The organism is Paenibacillus sp. CAA11 (assembly GCF_003060825.1).
Taxonomy (GTDB): domain Bacteria; phylum Bacillota; class Bacilli; order Paenibacillales; family Paenibacillaceae; genus Fontibacillus.
In genome coordinates this window covers 905,233-922,028 of record NZ_CP028922.1, presented here as the reverse complement: position 1 = coordinate 922,028, position 16,796 = coordinate 905,233, and the positions used below count along the sequence as shown (strand labels likewise).

Genomic DNA, 16,796 nt, shown 5'->3' with positions numbered 1-16,796 from the left:
TTATAGTATAAATAGTCGAACTATGCTCAAATTAAGTCCCTATGACTTCGACAAGATAATCGGACCTTCCGTATGTAAAGTTGTGATTGATTCAGAAAATAATGTGAGATAACGAAGATAACAATAAACAGATCAATCATTCTGGTATCTGATCATAATTGAGCTGCTCAACATAACGCGATAGCATTATTTAGGTTATAAAATTCAAGCATTAATGTACGTACAATAAAATTAGGCGCCCCCTTAAAGAGAAAACTTATTCATAGTGAATAAGAATTTCAAAATCACCATTTGGACAAAAAACACCAGGATGTTTCCCGCTATTTTTACCTAAGAAATTTAAGTATTCACCGCATTTAGGACATTTGACTGTTTCACCCTTCATGAGTTTCTCTCTTATTGTTTGAATAACTACGATCTCACCTAGAATCTCTTCATGGCTTCTTTTTTTCATATGCTCCTCCTTAACAATTAACTATATGGCAATTCAGGATAAAGATCCTTAACCTTATAGGGAAAATTGCTTTGCTCCACGCATAAACGAAACGATCTCCGCTCGTTGGGTACCCTTGATTTTCAATCCTACGTGGGTAACTTCATGAATGATCGTTTCAGCAGTTTTACTTAGTGATTGTGTATTCTTGACATAAATAATCGCAGTGTTTCCTCTGTAGTACCTCTGAGTCATCCCGTTAAGTATATCTTCCTAAGCGAGATTCCTTAGTTCAACAATACAATGAGGAAGCAAGAATAACACAAAACAGGTCTTTTATGGTTAAAATGACCATAATTGACCTGTTTTGTACAACGTAACGGTAATGATGTGTGTAGAAACAAATGAAAAACTTTATATGGGTATAACACGGTTTAAATAGTTAAATACGTTATTGGTTGATGGGTTTCATTTTAAGAATATCGTACTAAAAAATTGCTATCTGTTTCATGGCTGTCAGCTCTTTAGTGGCGTATTTCCCATCTTCATACGGTTCATAAACTATAACTGTAATTTTAACTTCGTATTCTCCTGGCAGTAACTCTGATTCATCGTGATCAGCCACATCTATAATCATGTATTTTGGGGTGTGCTCAGTAATGGTAAAGGTATACTTAGGAAGGCTTAATGTCGAAGCTATAAATGAACCGTAAGTTTCTTTTCCATTTTTATACAGCATAATTTCCTTCATATCAATCTTGTCAGATATTGTTTTTTTTGTATCAGATGATATTTCCAATACTATCGGGATTGATTTATTTAATGCTCTGTATTTAAAGCCTTCTAATAAATGGATTGATAATCTCATACTTATTGCCCCCTAAAAAAATCATAATACTGTTGAAACCATTGAAGGTCTTCGTCAGAAAGCCCCATCCTTTTCCCTTGCCAAATATTTGTCGATGTTGCGTATCTCTCAGCTTGTTCAACAGGTAATGCCATAAACTCCTTCCTTCCCAACTTAAGGGACTGTCTATAGTGCTTAATCTCATGCAAAATTGTATTAGCCATCATTTTGGCATTGCCGAAATTCTTATTTAATTCTAAAATCGGCTCACCTTTTGCATTAAACTTAAACATTCCTAATGTATCTCCTGTTTGACTAAAACTACGATTAGTGGTTTCGTATAATTTCCTTATCTCATCTGCATAGTTCTTACCAAACGCCTTCTCAATCTCCATAAATGCTAAATCTACTTTTTTGGTATTGCTCAATCCTGCAAAATTTTCATCGAATGTCCCAACAAAATCGGATGGATTAAGTGGTTTTTTTGCATACCAATTAACCGCCGCCACCTCACCCGGCGGCTTCGCCTCGACCTTCGGCCGGTTGAAGGCCTCTTTAATCTTGTTGCTTGCACGAGCCACCACTTTAGAGACGGCGTTAAAGATAAAAGTGCCGCCCACATCCAGCGCGCCTGCGGCCACTGTGTTCACGCTTACTCGGCTGGCGCGGTCTCCCAAGCTCTGGGGACCGTCCTCCCGGTAATCCGTAAGGGCATCCGAAGCTTCGGATGCGGTGCTGTAGATCGCCTCAGCGGTCATACTGCGCACCACGGTCGGGGACAGCTTGGACAATACCCCCGGCGTCTTCATTCCTTTTAAAAACTTGAAAGGCAGCATAAATCCCACACCGACTCCAACGTACTCCCCAAGCTTTTTTACCGTACGGGTCATCGAAGGGATCTGGCGTATTTTCCGGCATCGGGCCCGCGATTCGCTCCCCGATCGTCTTCGGTAGACCTAGGGCTGCCGTATTAATGGCGTTCACCACCATATTAGAGCCGCCAACAAACAGGTTGGCCACAAATTGATTCCCGATCCCGCTCTCATACCGGCGCATCTTGTCATTCCACTCTCGATCTTGCCGATCCAGCTCATCCTTGATCTCATGATAACGACGATCCTGTTCCTCTTTGGAGAGCTTGCCCCAATATGTATTCTGTAGTCTCTGTTGTACCTCTGGATCATCCCGGTTAAGTATGTCTTCTTCGGCTGAGGCTTCTTAGTTTTTCAAAAATATAGGTCGTGTCTGAAAACTCTCATTAAGTCAATTTGAAGATGGCAGCTACGTATACAAACGCCAAGAATGATTTGGCCAACTTGTCGTAACGAGTAGCCACACGACGAAAGTGTTTGATTTTATTGAAAAAGCACTCCACTAAGTGGCGCTCTTTGTACCGATACCAATCGACTTTCCACGGGTTTTGACTATTCGTTTTAGGTGGGATAGTGTAGGATGCCTGCTTAGCTGTAATCCACTTCCGAATGGCTTCGGAGCCATAGGCTTTGTCGCCAAGAATATGACTCCCTGTAATATCAAGCTTCTGAAGTAAATCGATCGCTGGAACGGAATCGTAGACTTGACCACCCGTTAAAAGAAAAGCAAGGGGATTTCCTAATCCATCGACAACGGTGTGAAGTTTGGTTGTCTTTCCGCCACGACTGACGCCGATGTGCTGGCTCACTTCGTATCCTGGGGCGTTTTTTTTGCACCAGCACTATGTTGATGAGCTTTGACCGATGTAGAATCAATGCTCAAGTTTTCAAAGTCAGGTTCGACCTGAAGAGCTTGGAAGATCTCAGCAAGCAGTCCGGTATCTCGCCACTTACAAAAGCGACTGTAGACCGTTTTCCATGAACCATAGCGTTCCTCTGGTAGATCCCGCCAAGCAGCACCACTTCGAGCGATCCATAGAAAAGCGTTAAACATGGTTCGTTCACTTAATTTTGATGGACGTCCTGTTGTGTAGGGCGGAAACATGTCCTTAATTTGATCCCACTGTTCATCGCTTATTTCGTACCGTCTTTGAATCATGCTTAATGCTCCATTCGTTTCCCTCAAATCTTACCATTTTATTTAGTTTTCAGACACACTCTAGTTAAAAAGTGATAATAACAAAAAAATAGGTCAATCATGATGGTATCTGACCATAATCGACCTGTCCAACGTAAGGTTATTAGGTATGAAATCCAAGTATTGATATGTGCTTACAAACGAAATAACGAAATCTTTATACGGGGTATTAGAGGGGTTATATGTGTTATCAGTTGAATGATAGGTTCATTCGTCACCCACCCCTCCAAAAAAGGAAACCTTGAAAGGCATGACACCAATCAAGGTTCGAAATAAATATTTAACCTTCCTGATGTTCCGTTTTCGCTAAATCAATCGCCACGGCTAGTTTAATTTGAAATATTTTACTCAACCGTTTTTGGAATTCCTTCAGATTGTAAGTTTCAATTAAAGGAACTTCCGAATGATTGACTCTACTAATTTCAACTTTAGCGATTTTATCAATGTCAACCAAAATAGTGTATATATCCTCGCCTTGTTCAGGTGTCCAATTCAAAATATATGCACTTTTTAATTCTCCAAAAGTAACCCTTAACACATTCATTATTATTTCAGCTTTTCCGTCTTTAGCCAAAACCAAATTTGAACCCTCTAGTTCCTTTCTAAAATCTTGTTCTTGTTTACTTCCTTTGAGTTTCATTTTATCACTCCCGGTGTAGCAGTAACTAGATTTCCATGCTTATCGGTTAATACAGTCATAATATTTGTTGGAGAACCACTAAACTTGTCAATTCCTATGTTAGAGTCTAAAGTAACTTCCCTCACATATCTTGCTTGTTTTTCAATTGACCCATCTGCTAACTTTATATCTGAATATAAAACTCTTGAAACTGGTGTACTCACAACTTCTTTACTTTGAAGAATGCTCTTTAGTTCATCAGGTTTAACCGAGAATTGGGAAGCATTCTTATTGGGGTTAAAATGCCTATCTAGTACATGGTTAAATCCTGCTCCTTCCTCTGCACTTCCATTTCTTAAGTTTATTCTTGACTGAACTATAGGGGGCATTCCATCAATCTTACCCGTCCCCTCAACCGCCTTAACCTCCGCTACCTCACCCGGCGGCTTCGCCTCGACCTTCGGCCGGTTGAAGGCCTCTTTAATCTTGCTGCTTGCACGAGTCACCACTTTGGAGACGGCGTTAAAGATAAAAGTGCCACCCACATCCAGCGCGCCTGCGGCCACTGTATTCACCGTTACTCGGCTGGCGCGGTCTCCTAAGCTTTCGGAGCCGTTCTCCCGGTAATCCGTAAGGGCATCCGAAGCTTCGGATGCGGTGCTGTAAATCGCCTCAGCGGTCATACTGCGCACCACGGTCGGGGACAGCTTGGACAATACGCCTGGCGTCTTCATTCCTTTTAAAAACTTGAAAGGCAGCATAAATCCCACACCGACTCCAACGTACTCCCCAAGCTTTTTACCGTATGGGTCATTGAAGGGATCTGGCGCACTTTCCGGCATCGGGCCCGCGATTCGCTCCCCGATCGTCTTCGGTAGACCCAGGGTTGCCGTATTAATGGCATTCACTACCATGTTAGAGCCGCCAACAAACAGGTTGGCCACAAATTGATTCCCGATCCCGCTCTCATACCGGCGCATCTTGTCATTCCACTCTCGATCTTGCCGATCCAGCTCATCCTTGATCTCATGATAACGACGATCCTGTTCCTCTTTGGAGAGCTTGCCCCAATATGTATTCTGTAGTCTCTGTTGTACCTCTGGATCATCCCGGTTAAGTATATCTTCTTCGGATACATAATTTTCAGGATTATACGGCATAAGCATAGGTTTACTCTGCTCAGATTTAGCAGGGCGTACGGCACCCTGAATCGGAATATTACCAATTCCGATTAAATACGCACTAGTAAATGGTGAACCAGGGAACAAAGACCGCAGCTGGCTGACCGAGGATTTATTCACCAGGCCTTTCTCCAGCTCTGCATATTTCAGCGCCACTCCTGCCAGCGCCTTCTCCTTCTTACGAAGCAACTCGGAGATCCTCAGTGCCAAGTCACGAACTTCGTTCCGCATCCGTTCCGCTTCATGAACCGCAGACTGGACATAAGACTCCGGGTGATACTTGACTATTGACGAGAGAAGCTCCTTAATTTCACTGCATTTCCCTATGGCGGCTTCCCCAAGGTTTTGCTCCAGACGCTTCATTCCATCGGCCAGACTTTTTACTTGGGCGGGGTTCACTTTTTGGTCCATTTGAATCTCCCCTTACATCTTGTAAAAATCAATGATATCTGTCAAGGCAGTCTCAGCAGCTTTACGCATCAACAGCATGTTCGCCCGGTCCGGCTTCATAACGGTCACCCAGGTTCCCGACGAACTCCTGACACAGGTAAACAGCGCCTCGCAAAGGCTGCCGCTATGCTCCGCCAGATGATACCCGCCAATGACCTTGGCGTCCGGATTCTCATAATAAGCGTCCAGTAGATCGCCCACAGTCTCACCACCCAAATCATAGGGCTCCAGCAGAATAGCCGCACTCTTCCTGGCTCCAGCCGCGGCGAGTGTCAGCACCTCGCTGAGCAGCTCTGCGGGCAGTACGAGCTCAACTTCTGCTGCCGCCGTCTCCTCAGAGAGCATAAATTGCTGCTCCAGTAATGTCCGGACATCCTTAGGATCTTTATTAACTTGAATAAACAAGGTGTCTTCACCCTGCATCTGTGTACAAAATCCGGACTTCACATGAATGAAGCTCAGTGTCATCGCATCCTCATTCTCGACAAGGGAGGCGTATACCTGATCCGGCCAGGAAATGATGGCGATCGCCTCAGCCAGCTTCTCATCAATGTACCACTCTCCGTGATCCGTCCGCGTCAACGAGCCCTTTTGTTCCAGCTTCGCTGCGACACGCCGCCATTTGCTCCGAAGCTCCTTCTCATTGAGGCCTGCTGTCACATCCTCCATACCAAGAACAGACTCTGCCCCCGCAATCATGCACAAAAAATATAACTCTTCCTTATGAAGCACTATCTGCACATCCACCGCCCCCAAAAAGCCACTATAACTAGCTTAGTTTAGCAGTTAGCAGGGTGGGTAACAATAACTTAAATGGTTATTATCCCCAAAAATAAACCAATATAACTATTCATTTCGTTCCAATTGCGTACATGCCTTAGTCCATATTTTGGGGCCCCGGAAGTACACAAAATAAACAAAAGGACCGGAGTATCCGGCCCTCTTCTCAGTACGTAGTTATATTAAGTAGATCACAAATGAATATCTTAGTCCTTATACGGATCGAATTCATCGGCTCCTGCCATACATACCCCGATAGGCTTCAGCACATGCAGTACCTCAATCGTCTCCGTATGCGCCTCCAGCACCTCCTGCAGCTTCCGGTAGACGAACGGGCTCTCGTCCGTACCCGCACCGCGGAGCTCGACGCCGAAGTCTCGCACGGCATCCAGCATCTGCCGGGTCGAGATCTGACCGCCGCTGCGCGAGCGGGTCTTCCAGTTCATCTTGCCGGCCGCCTGGGTCCGGCTCATGATGCGGCCAGCGCCGTGCACGGTGCTGTAGTAGGATTCGCGATTCTCGGCGGAATCCTTCCCGCGGACGATCACCGAGATATCGCCCATGCTGCCGCCAATAAAGCCGAGCTGTCCGGGTGCCGACGGGGTCGCTCCCTTCCGCACCACGATGACGTCCTTGCCTCCATGCGTTTCTTTCCACGCAAAGTTATGGTGATTATGCACCTCGAAGTCTGACTCAGCGCCCAGAATAGACAGCACCTCACGGGTGACGAAGTCGCGCCCGGCATAAGCATAACGTCCGGCCAGTTTCATGGCCCGGTAGTACATCTCGCCAAGCTCGCTGCTCAGCTCAAGCAGTACGGGCGGCTGGTCCATCGACTCCCCAGGCGCCTTCCCCAGGAAGTCGCGGCCGGCCGCCAGATTCAAGAAGCCGCTCGCTGTCTTATGGCCAAAGCCGCGGCTTCCAAAATGATTCCCGACCCACACCCGGCCGGTTCCCACTTCCTCGAACAGGTCAACAAAGTGATTCCCGCTGCCGACAGTGCCCAGCTGGTTACGGGCCAGCGTCTTCAGCTGGTCGTGCTCCTTCCTCCCGATAGCCTCGTACACTTTCCAATCCGGATCATCGAACAGCTCATGGTCGACCTTAATTTGATTGACACGCCCTACACCAAATGAGATGTGGCGCGAGATTTGATCCATCAGCTGCGCCAGGCCCGGCTTGACGTCCTCCACATGCAGATTCGTCCGCACCGCCTTATTGCCGCAGGCGATATCATATCCAACTCCGGAGGGCGAGATTTGCCCGTCGTAGACAACCACCCCGCCAATCGGCTGGCTGTAGCCCTTATGATGGTCCGCCATCAGCAGCGCTTGGATCACGTTTCCCGTGCGGGCACACATCTTCGCCTGCATAAGCGCATCCTCTTGAGGCTGTCCCCAGACACGCACACCCTCTATATTTTGATAAGCCACAACAGCTTCAACTCCTATCATGTATCGTTCTTAGATGCCCTTGGCTTCCTTCAGCTGCCGGATGGACTCTTTCACAGTCTCGTTGGGCTCCTTGGCAGATAGCTCGGCCAGCGCATTCGTAATTCCATCACCCCACACAGCGAGCTCCCAAGACTCCAGTGCCTTGACTGCCATATTCCGGTTATTCATCACCGGGCTGTTCAGCCCTGTAAAAATCAGCTTCTTGCCAAGCCCTTCATATGCGCCCAGGCTCTGCAAAATGCTTACCAGACAACGATGGGACTCAAATCCCGGGCCGAACCCAGTCTCATCCGCCGGACCTGTGGCAATTTCCTGAAGGGGCAGATGGGCTTCGGCGAACTGTACCAGCTTCCCAATCCGCTCCCGCTCCTGCGATTTCATAAGCTCCTGATAAAGGGAAGCCTCAAGCGGATTTCTGCTCAGCCGGTCAAAGAGCAGCTCCCAAATATCCATGCCCAGCCTGCGGGCACAGGTTACAGCATAATAGTGCTCTGCGCCTGTTCCGTCTGACTGCTTCAGGGTATGTAGTATTTTCCCCGTCCAGTCCGGCAGGGAGATGAGCTTCACACACACCGCAAGCCCATCCTGCCGCAGCTCTGCCGTCCAGCCCGTCTCCATTCGATGTTCCCAGCGGTCTGGGTCTTCCTCTTCCAGGTAATCCTTCAGATCTATCAAGGTAAGCAGATGCTTCAGGGACAATTCACGCTGTGCCGCATGACGCAAGTAGGCAGTAATCGCGGCAGACGCATACTCATAATCATCCATCTCCTCGGCTGGACCGCCGTTCAGCAGAGCTTGCAGAATATCTGTCGCTCCTTCAAACAGCTCCTGATCCAGTTCCTGCGCAGTTAGCGCGGCATGCAGCTCCCCATTCATGGCGCAGGTCCAGGCCAGATACTCATCCATGATGCGATTCTGACAGCCATCGCGAAGCAGCCAATCCTTGATCTTCTGGCTGTTCGGCTCAAGCCGTTCAACGATATGTATCTTCCCCCAGCCATCTACCTTCTGCGCCAATTTGAACAAGGTGTCATTGCTGTTCTCCAGGCCATTTTGAATGGCCACTACAGCATACAGCGTGAATTCATCATGTCTGCCCAGGGTGAAGATCAGCTCCTGAACCGCCTCAGCTGACTGGCTGTCGAAAAGTCCCAGAAGGGCGATGCCGAACTTCACCACATTGCGGTGCGCCCCATGCTCTGCGAACCACTTAGCTTCATAATATAGGGGCCCGGGCTTGATACCGGAAGTCTCGCGAATCCCTCTTAGAATGGTATCTATATTACTGATCAGCAGCTGATCCTGAATAAGCTTCTCATAGGTCGCTTTGCGGGTCTGGTCTGACGGGCTCTGAGTCTGCTGTACAAGCAGATTCAGCAGCTCCTGAATGTCCTTGTCCGGGTCAGAGCCAGCTCCGTGATGCGCTATAATACCGTCCATCCCGCCGGCCACGAGACGCATTTTATCCCCGGCCCAAAACTCCTCATCGTCCGGCAGATCGCCTTCAAGCGGCCCGTCCTGCTCCCGGATTTTATCACATATATAGGCATAGATCGAAGGTCTGCCTTCCCAAGGCAGCTCGTTCTTACGCTTGAACCATTGCATCATCATTCATCTTCCTTTCCCCATACTTCCTGCAGCGTCAGCCGGAACTCCCCATCGAGCCTGCTGTCCAGATCCCCGGCCCCGGAAGGCATTCCAGCTGCCAGCTGCTCATAATAAATGATTTGCGCTTCCAAGTAGCCGTTAATCGGTCCGATTCTCGGCTCCATATCCAGCTCCTCGCCCGCCTTCTTGCGGGCCAGCAGCTTCTCAATCGCTTCGCCCAGCTCGCTGCCCTCCGGGATGAGAGCTTTGACAAGCGTGCCGAATTCAATTGGCGGCAGGCTGCCGAACTGCTCAATCCATGCACAAGCTAGAATTGGGCGCAGCACATAGAAATACTTCTTGATCTTGACCTGATCGCCCTGCAAATAGTCCCTGTAATTTCCCTTAGCCATATGCAGATAATGGTACATTGAGGATTTTGGCGAAAAGGTAAATGGAGAGAGAGCCCGAATCCGCTCGGCTGTCTCTCCCTCCTCCATATAGACCATTGGAGACTGCAGCCATTCCATCAGGGGGGGATTGGACTTCAGGAACAGCCTCAGCGCCTTTTTCAAATCCCAGCCATGGATATCCAGCATGTCACTGATCGGGCGCTCGATCACATCTCTTTTTTCAAATATGGATAAATACCACTCCACCGGCCGCACATAGATAAATCTCACGTCGTAATCGCTGTCCTGTGAAGGGAAGCCCCATGCCCGGCTGCCTGATTCACAGGCATACAGAATGCGGACATGCTCCTCCTTCTCAATCCGGCGAAGCTCTCTTCTTATCTTCTCATTCATGTCAGTCATCACGGTTTTCCTCCTACTCCTCTACCATATCCTGCTTATCCTTCTCCTGCCCCAGCTCCATAGAGGATACACGCTGGGTCATAGCCCCATATCCCTGCTGAGCCTGAGCGATAAATGACAATACGCTGTCACTCCACCCGTAAATATAGAACGTATTTGGATCCTGGCTCGGAACCATCGCGCTGCGGTACGGAGAAATGTCCACGATAAACGCTTTGACGTCCCGGCCCATCTTCGCGCGGTACCGCTCCAGCTCCCGGTAGAATGGGCTGCCGCTGTTCTGCTGCTCATCGGTGATGATGATGATCTGATCCACCTTCTGCCCCTCCTTGAGCAGCTTGCGCACGGGTGCGCCGGTGTCCGTTCCGCCGCGAGCACGGATTCGCTCCGCTTGGGACAGAATGCTGTCCCGGCGGGAAGGCTTGGCATCTTCCACCTGGGTATCGAACAGCCAGAACAATGAGTTCCCGTTAGTTTTCTTATATAAAGCCAGGGCGAATACAGCGCCAATCTCTAAATATTGACCGGTCATCGACCCGGAAATATCAAGGAAGATCGCGGTACGGCCGCTCAGTTCAGGCAGATTGTCGAAGGTAAGATCGACAGCCTCCCGCAGCGCATCGCGGATCTCTGCATGCTCTACCTGGCGGAAGGCGGTCACGAAGCGGAAAGGCAGAATCTTCGCCTTCTTCAGCGACGCTGCATCGGTCAGACGGCTGATCGCATACTCCATATTCTCCTGCTGATCCAGCACCCCTGCCCGCTGCAGCGTATTCAGATGACGCAGCAGCGCAAAGGTAGGCATCTGGTGCAGCAGCGCCTCCCAGATGGCCCTGGTTGGCTTGATCGCACCTGTCACCGCCTCGTACGGAAGCTTCCCTCGCTCGATCCAGCCGATGCTCTCCTCCTCGCTGGAAGACAGCTTCAGTTTCTCCAGAGCCTCTACCTGCGGCAGCAGGCCGAGATTCGCCTCATGCCCCCGCAGATAGCGGAAAAGTGCCTGCTGCTTCAGATCTGCCGGCTTTGGATGCGCTGTGGCGATGGCATCCCCGAGGCTGTAGCCCCGGCCCCGGCCGTTATACTTCATCGCCCAGTATTCGGTCGTCATGGACAAGAAGCGGCCAATCTGGCGCTTGACGGCCCGCCCGCCTTCGCCGCGGCCAAGCCCCTTCAGGATGGTCAGGAAGTCGAACAGGTCGGACGGAATCCTTACAATCTTCAGAAAGATCAGTGCGAACAGATCGGGACGTATTCCTGACAGAACCGCCAGCCCAAACAGCGGCTGCAGTCTCATGAAGCCCTCGCTGCGCGCGTAGACCAGGGCTTTGGCCATAAAGTCCGGGTTGCTGTGTGCCATCTCCTGGTGCAGCCCTGCTGACTCCTCCAGCAGCTCCTGTTGGTCCGCATAAAAGGTATTGCTCATTGTATTCGTCAACAGCATCTGCAGGTATTGCTCCTCTACAGATCGTGTATATGCAGGATAATTCTCTCGATTCATTGTATTCGGTCTAAGGGAACCAAACAGCTTTTTTGCTGTACTCATTGTCCTTGCCCTCCTTCATAGTAATCGGTGAGGAATCGAGTGAAATAGGCTGACTGCAGGAGTCGAACCTGCCATATTGCCCGGGTAATGCTGTTTGCTCGATGAAGTTCGAAGGAGCCCATTCCGGCGCCTCACCAGATCATGTTCATGTTTGTACTTAAAAATCTGTTGTACTATAAGCGAGGAAATTTGTTAAGAAGGCAGCTGATGCCGATATACGGCACCTATATACTTAACCCAAATAAGTCGAAGAAGCCCTCTTTGGCGCCTCGCTTTGCAGCAAGCGGTGGTACGCACACGCTTTTGGATCATTCTGGCTCTAGTCTTTTTTATACAGAATCAAAATGGGCACCAAGTGCATCCGTGTTACTGAAAACTGTTTATGTATGGCATTACCGAGGAAGTTCAACTGGAAAGGCACATGCTGCTCTACCCCTGAGCTATTCCCCCATGGGGAAGTTGGATTCGAACCAACGACCTGCCGATTAAAAGTCGAAGTATCCCTTCCGGGCGCCTCGGTAATGGAGGTGGCCTCCCGGCTCTTGCCGCGCCGCCCTGCTGTATCTATCTTCGCTGATTTTCTCTTTAACGAACATGGCGAAAGTATTACGACTTTAGAGAAGTTTTCCATTTTCTCCTCTGCTGTTACAATAATAGATAGCGTAATGCTTGAACGGAGGTAAACGTAAAGTGGCCAAAGAAAGCTTTGACAAAGAAATTCAATTCCTGCGCATGCTCGTGCTGACGAGCGGTGCCTACAGCAGACAGCAGTTCGCAGAGAAGCTCGGCATCTCGGTCCATACCTTTGACAAGACGCTGCGTAAGCTGAAGGACATGGTCGGCACGCTGTATCAGCAGCTTCCCGAAGAGCAAGGCAGAGAGTTGGCCGAGACAATTCGCTATAGCTACTATGATTCCACCGATCCCATGCTGCTGTTCCTATTCCGGGCCAAATCGGTCAAGGAATCAGAGAGCGAACGCATCTCGTTGCTCCTCGCCGCCCTGAACGATGAGCCGCACACCGCGTTGGAGCTGCTGGACATTTGCTGCGGCGGCCTCGCTCCGGATTCCGCCATGCCGGATGAGAAGACGATCCGCTCGGATCTCAAATACTTGGAGCAGGTGGGTGTCATCTGGCGGGAGCCAGGGCCGCGTCCTTACCGATACCGGCTTCATAACGATCTGATTCTGGAGCTATCGGAGGAAGAGCTCTATGACCTGTATGACTTTGTAGACGTTATGGCCAACACCCAGGTGCCGTCGGTGCAGGGTTACCTGCTGCGTGACGGGCTGAAGAAGCATTTTCTGCGCCATGATGCCGAGACTCACGCCACCGAGCCCTTTCTATATAAATATCATTACTACTCGCGAATTTTGGACGAAGCCCACTTGTTCACTCTGCTGAGTGCGATCCGCAGCCGGGAGAAGGTGCGCTTTCTCTATTTCTCACCCAAAGCAGAGAAAAGCTATGCCGCCCGCAATACAAATCCCTTGTTCGAACGGGAAAGCGTGGGCAAAGAGGTGAAGGTGCTTCCGCTTAAGGTCATTTATGACCACCAATACGGCCGCTGGTATCTGCTCGCAAATGGCCGGGAAGGAATCCGTAAATACCGGATGGAAGGCATGACCCAGATTCAGCAGTCCAAAGCTGTAACGGAGGAATTCTATCAAGAGAAGAGCAAGGCGCTCGCCGACAAAATGCAGTTCAGCTGGGTCATTGACACTGGACGCCCGGTAAGGGTTCGGGCCAGGTTCTACAGCCCCGGAGCTGGCCTTAATAATTTTGTGAAGGAACGGGTCTTGCTGCAGGGACAATGGGGAGACATTGTAGAGGAGGATGAGCTGTCTTTCATCTACGAGATTACCGTGAATGGAACGACTGAGATCAAGCCTTGGCTGAGAAGCTTCGGGTCCAGCTGCGAAATTCTGGAGCCTCTTCAGCTGCGGAGGGAAATGATTGAGGAATGGAAGGAGATTCTGGCTTACTATGAACCTGTTTGAGAAAATCTTTAACTACCAGCTGCTCTCCCGTCTCGAAGACTCCGGAACCTTTATGGTTACAGCACACGAGCGATCCTGGCTGAAGACCATGCTGCAGCATCCGGCTGCCGCGGAAGCGTTCACGCCCGAGACGCTGCTTAAGCTTCAGTCTATCCTGGAACAGGACCCAGTCATGGATACACCCGAGCACCTGATTGAGAAGGTTCGCAGCCGGGAGAAGCAGGTCTACCACCCGCTGCTGCGCCCTCTGCGCAGATTGATTATGAATAGGCAGGGCGTAATGCTATCCTACGAGATCAAAGGCGGACGGGTTCAGGAGAACCAGGTCGGCCTGCCTTATAAGCTTGAATACTCCATGGTGAAGAGAGAGTGGTATCTGCTGTGGGCTCATAACCGCCATCAAGCATTCATGCGGACCAAACTGGAGAAGATAACTGCCGCGGAGCCTGCAGGGATGAGTGCAGCCAGGGCAGAGAGCCTCCTTAGTCTCATCAGCGAGACGCTGGAAGCGCGCAAAAGTGAAGCTGTCATTGAGGTCGTCCCGGAGTACAACCGGGAGCTGTCCCGGATTCTATATGCCCTCTCCAGCTTTGAGAAGGATGTGGAATACGATGCCGAACGGGACATGTATACAGTTACCGTGTGCCTGATGGCGGATGAACAGGAGTATTTGCTCTCCAAACTTCGTTTTCTCGGGAAGCGTGTAAAGGTTGTTCAGGGAGATTATTTGCAGAAACGGATGCTGGAAGCAGCAACCAAATCGCTGGGACGATATGGAGTGACCCCTGCGGAGGCTGAAGCCAGTCCAGCAGCAGTCTGTGACTAATTTACAAAAAATGGTTCATTATTCACTTGAGCAGGACAAGAAGTATCTTTAAAATGTGAACATATTCACATCATTAACGAAAGAAGGTTGCTTCTTATGTCTTCCTTATGGAAAAATGGCCTGTTAGCTTTACTTCTAGTTCTAGCGGCCGGATGCTCGAATGCGAACTCACCCTCAGACTCAGCTTCCTCCGGGACTGCGGATACACAGTCTGCGAGCACAACTTCTCCCCCAGCGCACACTGCTTCTCATGATCCCCATTGGTCCTATGAAGGCGAGACCGGCCCCGAGTATTGGGGGGCGCTCTCGACAGATTTCGAGACCTGCAAGAAAGGCAGCAAACAGTCCCCTATCAATATTGACCACAGTCAACTCACGAAGCAAACGAACTTGAAACCTGTGGAGATCCATTATCATAAGGCCAAAGCAACCATCCAGAATAACGGCCATACCATCCAGGTGGCCCTTCAGGACAAGGATAACTATATCCTGCTGGATGGTACCAAATACACGCTGGCACAGTTCCATTTCCACCATCCCAGCGAGCATCAGCTGGACGGCAAGAACGCAGAGATTGAGCTGCATTTTGTTCATAAAAGCGATGATGGCCGAAGTGCTGTGCTCGGCGTTCTGATCAAATCTGGAACGGAGAACGCCGCCTTCAAGCAAGTTTGGAGCCATCTGCCGGCAAAAAGCTCGGAGACCGCTAACGAGCTGAAGGAGCAAATTGCACTTACCGATCTGCTTCCGGCGAACCTTCACTCTGTCCGCTACACCGGCTCTCTAACCACCCCGCCTTGCAGCGAGGATGTTAGCTGGACGGTGCTGGATCATCCGATTCAGATGTCCAAAGAACAAATCGCCAAATTTGCAGCGCTCTTCCCGGACAATCACCGCCCTGTTCAGCCGCTCGGTGACCGGACGGTAAGCACAGAAGGATAAGCGGTTTAAGACATAGGGGTCTGCGTTCACGGCTGTTAGAGAGATTTCTCGCCTAACGCCCGGATCGCAGACCTTATTTTATGTATTTTCAAATCCGCAGATCGTTCTGCCCCCTGCTCTCTAACCACAGCTCTTGGATTAACCTCTACCTCGTACCCCTTATCGCTCATTGCCTGCGCGAACCAAGCTGCGCTCTCGCTGCCGGGAGCCGAGCTCCCCAGAAGATACTCCTGGGCAGATCACTCGCTCCCCAGTGAGTGTAGTACAGCTCATAACTTTTGTCTTGAACAAGGGCCAGGTTGGCACGCTGTCCCATAGAATCAGCTCCTCTCTTAATTACTTCACGCTCATGTAAATCATATCGTATGATGTTTTTCTTTCTGTGACTTAAAAGTAATTCTAATGCAAAAAACATCCAAAAAAGCGGATATCCTAGGGAAAGATGCAATTTATAGCGGAAAGGATTATAATTTTGAAGGAATATACTGGGCCGTTCTACATGGAACAGAGAAGCAGGAGATTAGATCTATGGACGTAATAAAACTGGTGGAACGGCTGTTTGCTGAATATGGTTATTTGCTCCTTATTCTCGGGCTGCCTGTTGACGCGATTGCACTGCCGATTCCCCCTGGTAATACGACACTTGCTTATACAGGCTATATGGTTTATGAGAACATGATGGGCCTTGTCCCTGCATTGCTGTCGGCATATGCCGGAGCGCTGATCGGGATTACCATTACCTATTGGATTGGACTCAAATTGGGGAATCCGCTGATTGAACGTTATGGGAAATGGATCTTCCTTAAGCCGGCTGCAATCACCAAGACCCGGGATTATTATAAAAAGTACGGCAGCAAGCTGCTAGTGCTTGGCCCCTTCATTCCTGGCGTCCGCCAGGTTATCGGCTACGCATCAGGTATAATTGGAATTCCCTTCCGCAAATTTGCGCTGTACGCTTATATAGGTTCTGCCCTCTGGGTGCTGGTGTTCTTCAGCATCGGCTACCTGTTCGGGGACCACTGGCAGGCTGTATTCGCCTGGATTGAGAAGTTCTTCTTATACTTCTGCCTTTCCGCAGGAGCCCTTCTGGTCCTATTTATTGGGATTAAGATGGCCAAGTGGCAGAGAGCGCGGCGCAGACAGCGTCAACGCGGATAATATCAGATGTTAGCTGTAAGGACTCACCTGCTGGCTTTCGAGTCACCAGGTGGGCTCTCTCGAAGTAACAGAGCCATTCCAGCCAGAAGC

General features: G+C 49.6%; 17 protein-coding genes. 4 read left to right on the top strand and 13 right to left on the bottom strand.

Annotated elements, in window-relative coordinates; translation table 11 throughout:
* Positions 1-256 precede the first annotated feature (256 nt).
* From DCC85_RS04130 to DCC85_RS04070, 12 genes are all read right to left on the bottom strand, one after another.
* Positions 257-454 carry a hypothetical protein gene (locus DCC85_RS04130; RefSeq protein WP_108464432.1) on the bottom strand — a complete coding sequence of 66 codons (198 nt, stop codon included), beginning with the start codon at positions 452-454 and terminating at the stop codon, positions 257-259.
* A 466-nt stretch (positions 455-920) separates the two neighbouring features.
* Positions 921-1,301, bottom strand: a complete 381-nt coding sequence (locus DCC85_RS04120; RefSeq protein ID WP_108464430.1) for a hypothetical protein — start codon at positions 1,299-1,301, stop codon at positions 921-923.
* A 2-nt stretch (positions 1,302-1,303) separates the two neighbouring features.
* On the bottom strand, positions 1,304-2,038 hold the full coding sequence (locus tag DCC85_RS04115; protein ID WP_108464429.1) for a hypothetical protein: 735 nt from the start codon (positions 2,036-2,038) through the stop codon (positions 1,304-1,306).
* Positions 2,028-2,336 (bottom strand): hypothetical protein, encoded by a 309-nt coding sequence (locus DCC85_RS04110; RefSeq protein ID WP_108464428.1) that lies wholly within the window; start codon positions 2,334-2,336, stop codon positions 2,028-2,030. Before DCC85_RS04110 ends, DCC85_RS04115 begins: the two co-directional genes overlap by 11 nt.
* A gap of 202 nt (positions 2,337-2,538) precedes the next feature.
* A protein-coding gene (locus tag DCC85_RS04105; RefSeq protein ID WP_199909972.1) for an IS5 family transposase occupies positions 2,539-3,311 on the bottom strand; the annotation gives its coding sequence in 2 pieces (ribosomal slippage) (positions 2,539-2,987 and positions 2,987-3,311; 774 coding nt in all).
* 319 nt (positions 3,312-3,630) lie between these two features.
* On the bottom strand, positions 3,631-3,990 hold the full coding sequence (locus DCC85_RS04100) for a hypothetical protein (RefSeq protein WP_108464427.1): 360 nt from the start codon (positions 3,988-3,990) through the stop codon (positions 3,631-3,633).
* Positions 3,987-5,561 (bottom strand): hypothetical protein, encoded by a 1,575-nt coding sequence (locus tag DCC85_RS23270; RefSeq protein WP_234414340.1) that lies wholly within the window; start codon positions 5,559-5,561, stop codon positions 3,987-3,989. Before DCC85_RS23270 ends, DCC85_RS04100 begins: the two co-directional genes overlap by 4 nt.
* Positions 5,562-5,573: 12 nt before the next feature.
* Positions 5,574-6,341: a hypothetical protein gene (locus tag DCC85_RS04090; protein WP_108464426.1), complete on the bottom strand. Its 768-nt coding sequence runs from the start codon at positions 6,339-6,341 to the stop codon at positions 5,574-5,576.
* A gap of 245 nt (positions 6,342-6,586) precedes the next feature.
* A complete protein-coding gene (locus tag DCC85_RS04085; RefSeq protein WP_108467716.1) occupies positions 6,587-7,813 on the bottom strand; it encodes an RtcB family protein in 1,227 nt (408 codons plus the stop codon).
* Between the two features lie 30 nt (positions 7,814-7,843).
* Positions 7,844-9,445: a limonene hydroxylase gene (locus tag DCC85_RS04080; protein ID WP_234414339.1), complete on the bottom strand. Its 1,602-nt coding sequence runs from the start codon at positions 9,443-9,445 to the stop codon at positions 7,844-7,846.
* Positions 9,442-10,236: a nucleotidyltransferase domain-containing protein gene (locus DCC85_RS04075; RefSeq protein ID WP_108464424.1), complete on the bottom strand. Its 795-nt coding sequence runs from the start codon at positions 10,234-10,236 to the stop codon at positions 9,442-9,444. The genes DCC85_RS04080 and DCC85_RS04075 overlap by 4 nt, the downstream gene beginning before the upstream one ends.
* A gap of 13 nt (positions 10,237-10,249) precedes the next feature.
* Positions 10,250-11,779: a TROVE domain-containing protein gene (locus DCC85_RS04070; RefSeq protein ID WP_108464423.1), complete on the bottom strand. Its 1,530-nt coding sequence runs from the start codon at positions 11,777-11,779 to the stop codon at positions 10,250-10,252.
* 690 nt (positions 11,780-12,469) lie between these two features.
* On the opposite strand from DCC85_RS04070, the gene DCC85_RS04060 reads away from it, so the two are divergent.
* The 3 genes from DCC85_RS04060 to DCC85_RS04050 all read left to right on the top strand — a co-directional run bounded on the left by DCC85_RS04060 (position 12,470) and on the right by DCC85_RS04050 (position 15,548).
* Positions 12,470-13,780: a WYL domain-containing protein gene (locus tag DCC85_RS04060; RefSeq protein WP_108464421.1), complete on the top strand. Its 1,311-nt coding sequence runs from the start codon at positions 12,470-12,472 to the stop codon at positions 13,778-13,780.
* A complete protein-coding gene (locus DCC85_RS04055) occupies positions 13,767-14,606 on the top strand; it encodes a WYL domain-containing protein (RefSeq protein WP_108464420.1) in 840 nt (279 codons plus the stop codon). The genes DCC85_RS04060 and DCC85_RS04055 overlap by 14 nt, the downstream gene beginning before the upstream one ends.
* Before the next feature lie 96 nt (positions 14,607-14,702).
* Positions 14,703-15,548, top strand: coding sequence for a carbonic anhydrase (locus DCC85_RS04050; protein ID WP_108464419.1), 846 nt, complete (start codon positions 14,703-14,705; stop codon positions 15,546-15,548).
* A 166-nt stretch (positions 15,549-15,714) separates the two neighbouring features.
* Here the strand turns inward: DCC85_RS04050 and DCC85_RS23265 are convergent, their stop codons facing one another.
* Positions 15,715-15,864, bottom strand: coding sequence for a hypothetical protein (locus tag DCC85_RS23265; protein ID WP_234414338.1), 150 nt, complete (start codon positions 15,862-15,864; stop codon positions 15,715-15,717).
* A gap of 212 nt (positions 15,865-16,076) precedes the next feature.
* Between DCC85_RS23265 and DCC85_RS04040 the strand changes: the two genes are divergently transcribed.
* On the top strand, positions 16,077-16,706 hold the full coding sequence (locus DCC85_RS04040; RefSeq protein WP_108467715.1) for a DedA family protein: 630 nt from the start codon (positions 16,077-16,079) through the stop codon (positions 16,704-16,706).
* Positions 16,707-16,796: the final 90 nt, after the last annotated feature.

Excerpts from the sequence above, each read along its gene's own strand:
- DCC85_RS04055 (WP_108464420.1), top strand. The coding sequence starts at position 13,767 with ATGAACCTGTTTGAGAAAATCTTTAACTACCAGCTGCTCTCCCGTCTC.
- DCC85_RS23270 (WP_234414340.1), bottom strand. The coding sequence starts at position 5,561 with ATGGACCAAAAAGTGAACCCCGCCCAAGTAAAAAGTCTGGCCGATGGA.
- DCC85_RS04050 (WP_108464419.1), top strand. The coding sequence starts at position 14,703 with ATGTCTTCCTTATGGAAAAATGGCCTGTTAGCTTTACTTCTAGTTCTA.
- DCC85_RS04130 (WP_108464432.1), bottom strand. The coding sequence starts at position 454 with ATGAAAAAAAGAAGCCATGAAGAGATTCTAGGTGAGATCGTAGTTATT.
- DCC85_RS04120 (WP_108464430.1), bottom strand. The coding sequence starts at position 1,301 with ATGAGATTATCAATCCATTTATTAGAAGGCTTTAAATACAGAGCATTA.
- DCC85_RS04080 (WP_234414339.1), bottom strand. The coding sequence starts at position 9,445 with ATGATGATGCAATGGTTCAAGCGTAAGAACGAGCTGCCTTGGGAAGGC.
- DCC85_RS04100 (WP_108464427.1), bottom strand. The coding sequence starts at position 3,990 with ATGAAACTCAAAGGAAGTAAACAAGAACAAGATTTTAGAAAGGAACTA.
- DCC85_RS04110 (WP_108464428.1), bottom strand. The coding sequence starts at position 2,336 with ATGCGCCGGTATGAGAGCGGGATCGGGAATCAATTTGTGGCCAACCTG.
- DCC85_RS04070 (WP_108464423.1), bottom strand. The coding sequence starts at position 11,779 with ATGAGTACAGCAAAAAAGCTGTTTGGTTCCCTTAGACCGAATACAATG.
- DCC85_RS04040 (WP_108467715.1), top strand. The coding sequence starts at position 16,077 with ATGGACGTAATAAAACTGGTGGAACGGCTGTTTGCTGAATATGGTTAT.
- DCC85_RS04075 (WP_108464424.1), bottom strand. The coding sequence starts at position 10,236 with ATGACTGACATGAATGAGAAGATAAGAAGAGAGCTTCGCCGGATTGAG.
- DCC85_RS23265 (WP_234414338.1), bottom strand. The coding sequence starts at position 15,864 with ATGGGACAGCGTGCCAACCTGGCCCTTGTTCAAGACAAAAGTTATGAG.
- DCC85_RS04115 (WP_108464429.1), bottom strand. The coding sequence starts at position 2,038 with ATGACCGCTGAGGCGATCTACAGCACCGCATCCGAAGCTTCGGATGCC.